The 497-nt window shown below is 56.1% G+C and carries 1 protein-coding gene; it reads right to left on the bottom strand.

The genetic code is table 11. From position 1 onward, the window contains the following. Positions 1 to 436 (bottom strand): helix-turn-helix domain-containing protein (locus tag HMPREF0298_RS11290; RefSeq protein WP_040423285.1); only part of this gene is annotated, 436 nt, incomplete at its 3' end. Between the last annotated feature and the right edge of the window lie 61 nt (positions 437 to 497).

The following is a 497-nucleotide window of genomic DNA, read 5'->3' as shown; positions in this document are numbered from 1 at the left end:
CGTTTTCCGCTTCCAACCGCTCGATCTGGCGGCGCAGCTTCTCCTCTTCCGTGAGCCTCTTCGGCGCGGACGAGCCTTTGGGCCTGCCCTTCGGCTTCGGTTTTAACGCGTCGTCGCCACCTTTACGCCATTTCCGGGACCAATCTTTGACGAGTTGGTCTGACGACAGGCCAAACTCGCGTGCAAGATCCATCTTTGTCTCGCCGGCAAGGTGGCGTTGGACAACTTCCTTCTTGATGTCGAACGAGTGCTGCTGCTTTGTCGGTTTCTCCACAAGACATAGCCTGCCATGCAGCTGAAACCGACGACGCAGCGTACGGACGGCGTATTTGGAGACACCAAGAGTCTTGGCAGCGGTTCCGTAGCTCATGCCCTGCTCGAAACACTCCACCAGCTGCTCACGCTGATGTTCGCTCAGCGAACTTCGTGCTCTCAATGGAAACTGCTCCTCACTAGTTGGTAACTGATTTCTCAGTCCAACTAATGGGGAGCAGTTC

Source organism: Corynebacterium lipophiloflavum DSM 44291 (genome assembly GCF_000159635.1).
Taxonomy (GTDB): Bacteria; Actinomycetota; Actinomycetes; order Mycobacteriales; family Mycobacteriaceae; genus Corynebacterium; species Corynebacterium lipophiloflavum.
The sequence above is the reverse complement of the archived record's forward strand: the minus strand, read 5'-3'. Positions and strand labels throughout refer to the sequence as shown.